This window comes from Micromonospora sp. D75 (genome assembly GCF_018070405.1).
In the GTDB taxonomy this organism is placed as follows: Bacteria; Actinomycetota; Actinomycetes; order Mycobacteriales; family Micromonosporaceae; genus Micromonospora; species Micromonospora chalcea.
Map to the genome: position 1 here is coordinate 1 of NZ_JAGPXV010000577.1, position 3820 is coordinate 3820.

Below are 3820 nucleotides of genomic sequence, written 5' to 3' on the forward strand. Positions count from 1 at the left end.
GGTGGTGGGGGCGGGGGGGACGGATCTCGGCTGCGTTCATCCGGCGGACCCTAGACCCGCCGCCACCCGCGCCGCGACCGGTTAACGCGGGGCGGGCTGTTAAGAAGGGCCCCCTCCTCTACCTGAGGCGTTAAGAGGGGGCCCTTCCTTACGCGGACTCGCGCAGCACCAGCTCGGTGGGCAGCACCAGCGCCTGCTCGACCTCCTCGCCCGCGGCGATACGCAGCAACTGCCGGGTCATCGACCGGCCCAGCTCCACTATCGGCTGCCGCACGGTGGTCAGCGGCGGCTCGGTGTACGCGGCCGTCTCGATGTCGTCGAACCCGATCACCGCCACGTCCTCGGGCACCCGCCGCCCGGCCTCCCGCAGCGTCCGCAGGGCGGCGTGCGCCATCAGGTCGGAGGCGGCGAACACGGCGTCCAGTTCCGGGTCGGCGGCGAGCAGCTCGCGCATCGCGGCGGTGCCCGACTCCCGGGTGAAGTCGCCGTACGCGACCAGCTCCGGCAGCCCGGCCTCGGTGATCGCGCTGCGGTAGCCGATCAGCCGCTCGATTCCGGCGACCATGTCCTGCGGCCCGGCGATGGTGGCGATCCGACGGCGTCCGCTCGCGATCAGGTGCTGGACCGCCGTGCTCACGCCGCCTTCGTGGTCGACGTCCACGTACGGCACGTCGGCGCCGTCCAGCGGCCGTCCGCTGCACACCACCGGGATGCCGAGGCGGGCCAGCCGGCCGGGCAGCGGGTCCTCGCCGTGCAGCGAGGCGAACAGCACCCCGTCGACGTGCCGCCCGGTGGTGTACCGCTCGACCCGTTCGTGTCCGGCCGGTGAGCCGGCGAGCATCAGCACGAGCTGCTTGTCCGCCGCCTCCAGCTCCTGCGCCGCGCCCCTGATGATGCCCGGGAACACCTGGTCGTCGGAGAAGACCCGGGTGGCCGCCTCGGGCAGCACCAGCGCCACCGAGTCGGTCCGCTGGGTGACCAGGCTGCGGGCGGCGAGGTTCGGGACGTACCCGAGTTCCTCGACCGCCCGGCGTACCGCCTGCCGGATCGGCTCGGCCACAGTGGTCGAGCCGTTCACCACCCGGGAGACGGTGGCCCGGGACACGCCGGCCAGCCGGGCCACCGCCTCCAGGGTCGGTCGCTGTGCCGTCGTCATCCCCGTAACCACCACCTCGTCACAGCCCGTTCCGGGCGATCACCTCCTGGTACCAGCGGGCGCTGTGCTTTGGTGTGCGCCGCTGGGTCAGGTAGTCGACGTGGACGATCCCGAATCGCTTCCGGTAACCCTCGGCCCATTCGAAGTTGTCCAGCACCGACCATACGAGATAACCGCGCAGGTCCACGCCGCGGGCGATGGCTTCGTGCGCGGCGCGCAGGTGCCCGTCGAGGTAGGCGACCCGGTCGGTGTCCGCCACCCCGCCCTGCTCGTCGAGGTCGGTGTCCGGAAACGCCCCGCCGTTCTCGGTGATCATCAGGGGCAGCCCGGGGTGGTCGGCGGCCACCCGTTCCAGCAGCCGGGTCAGCCCGGCCGGCTCGATCGACCAGCCCATGTCGGTGAGCGGCCCGGCCGGCGGCAGGAACTCGACGGTCCCGGCGGTGCCCGGGTACGCGTCCCCGCCCGCGCCGCCCGCCCGCCCGGCCACGTAGGTGGGCGCGTAGTAGTTCAGGCCGAGCAGGTCCAGCGGCGCGGCGATCAGCTTCTCGTCCCCGTCCCTGATGAAGTCCGGCGCGACGATCCGGTTGACGTGGGCCAGCACGTCCGCCGGGTAGCCGCCGCCGGTGAGCGGGTCCAGGAAGATCCGGTTGTGCAGGCCGTCGACCAGCCGTACCGCCTCGGCGTCAGCGGCGCTCGCGGCGTCCGCCGGCTGCACGTCGGCCAGGTTGAGCGTGATCCCCAGCGTCTCCACGCCGGCCGCGCGCAGCGCCCGCGCCGCCAGGCCGTGGCCGAGCAGCAGATGGTGTACGGCCCGGAACGCGTCACCGGCGTTCCGCCGCCCCGGCGCGTGCACCCCGGAGCCGTACCCGAGGTAGGCCGAGCACCACGGCTCGTTGAGCGTGGTCCAGGTGCGGACCCGGTCGCCGAGGCGGCCGTGCACGGCGAGCGCGTACTCGGCGAAGTGCTCGGCGGTCTCCCGGACGGTCCAGCCACCCCGGTCCTCCAGCGCCTGCGGCAGGTCCCAGTGGTAGAGCGTGACGATCGGGTCGAGGCCGGCGTCCAGCAGCGCGTCGGTCAGCCGGTCGTAGAAGTCGAGCCCGCGCGGCTCGACCGGGCCGGTGCCGTCCGGCCGCACCCGGGGCCAGGACACCGAGAACCGGTACGCCCGCAGCCCCAGCTCGGCCATCAGCGCGACGTCCTCGGCGTACCGGTGGTAGTGGTCGCAGGCCACGTCGCCGGTGTGGCCGGCGAACACCGCGCCCGGCGTACGGCTGAAGGTGTCCCAGATCGACGGACCGCGACCGTCCTCGCGGGCGGCGCCCTCGATCTGGTACGCGGCGGTGGCCCCGCCCCAGACGAAGCCCTCCGGGAATCGGACGTTGCTCATGCCTTGACCGCACCTTCCATGATGCCGCCGATGATCTGGCGGCCGAAGACGATGAACACCAGCAGCAGCGGCAGCGTGGCGATGGCCGTGCCGGTGAACACCTGCGACATGTCCTGGTAGTACCCGTCGGAGAGGGCCCGCAGCGACAGCTGCACCGTCGGGTTCTCCGGGTCGTTCAGCACCGCGTACGGCCACAGGAAGTCGTTCCAGGTGGTCATGAACGTGAGCAGGCCGAGCACGGCGGCGGCCGGGCGCAGCGCGGGCAGCACCACGTTCCAGTAGATCCGGGCGGTGTTGCAGCCGTCCATCCGGGCCGCCTCGATCAGTTCGGTGCTGACCGCCTGGCCCGCGTACTGGCGCATCATGAACACGCCGAAGCCGGTGACCAGCGCCGGCACGATCACGGCGGGCAGCCGGTCGTTCCAGTTCAGCTTCGTCATGAGCAGGTAGAGCGGGATCACGCCGAGCTGCGTCGGGACCATCATGGTGGCGACGATGACCAGCAGCAGCGCGTTGCGCCCCCGGAAGCGCAGCTTGGCGAACGCGAACCCGGCCAGCGTGGAGAAGAACACCACCGAGATCGTGACGGTGGTGGCCACGATCGCCGAGTTGATCAGGCCGGTCAGGAAGTACGCGTCGGTGTTGTCGAACAGCCGGGCGATGTTGGCGCCGAGGTTGCCGCCGGGGGTGAGCGGCGGCGGCACCTGGCCCATCGTGTCGCTGGTGCGGCTGGCCACCACGAACATCCAGTAGATCGGGAAGATCGACAGGACGGCCGAGAGCGTCAGCGCCAGGTAGGTGAGCCGGCTTGCCGACCAGAGGCGGGTCATCGGGAGACCTCCTTGCGGGAGCCGCCGCCGAGCCGGCGCAGGAGCAGGACGTTTATCGCCGCGACCACGGCGATCAGCGCGAACAGCAGCCAGGCGACCGCCGACCCGTAGCCGAAGTTGTAGTGCGGCGCGAAGGCGTTCTCGAACATGTACATGGTCACCGTCTGCGACTCCCGCAGCGGTCCGCCGCGGATCGCGTTGGTGCCGGAGTTGAACATCCGCGGCTCGGTGAAGAGCTGAAGGCCGCCGATGGTGGAGATGATGACCGCGAAGATGATCGTGGGCTTGAGCAGCGGCACCGTGATGGACCAGAACTGGCGGGCCCGGCCGGCGCCGTCGATCGCCGCCGACTCGTACAGGTCGCGCGGGATGGCCTGCATGGCGGCCAGGAAGATCAGCGCGTTGTAGCCGGTCCAGCGCCAGTCGACCATCGTGGAGATGGCGACC

At 71.6% G+C, this 3820-nt stretch carries 4 protein-coding genes; all 4 read right to left on the reverse strand.

The features are described from left to right. Positions 1-148: 148 nt before the first annotated feature. Complete coding sequence (locus tag KBX39_RS25730; RefSeq protein ID WP_166457603.1) at positions 149-1156, reverse strand: LacI family DNA-binding transcriptional regulator; 1008 nt, start codon at positions 1154-1156, stop codon at positions 149-151. 19 nt (positions 1157-1175) lie between these two features. Then, positions 1176-2543 (reverse strand): GH1 family beta-glucosidase, encoded by a 1368-nt coding sequence (locus tag KBX39_RS25735; protein ID WP_064446693.1) that lies wholly within the window; start codon positions 2541-2543, stop codon positions 1176-1178. Then, positions 2540-3373: a carbohydrate ABC transporter permease gene (locus KBX39_RS25740; protein WP_030504579.1), complete on the reverse strand. Its 834-nt coding sequence runs from the start codon at positions 3371-3373 to the stop codon at positions 2540-2542. Before KBX39_RS25740 ends, KBX39_RS25735 begins: the two co-directional genes overlap by 4 nt. Then, positions 3370-3820, reverse strand: a 451-nt coding sequence (locus tag KBX39_RS25745) for a carbohydrate ABC transporter permease (protein ID WP_210872924.1), incomplete at its 5' end; no start/stop codon positions are given. The genes KBX39_RS25740 and KBX39_RS25745, both read right to left, overlap by 4 nt.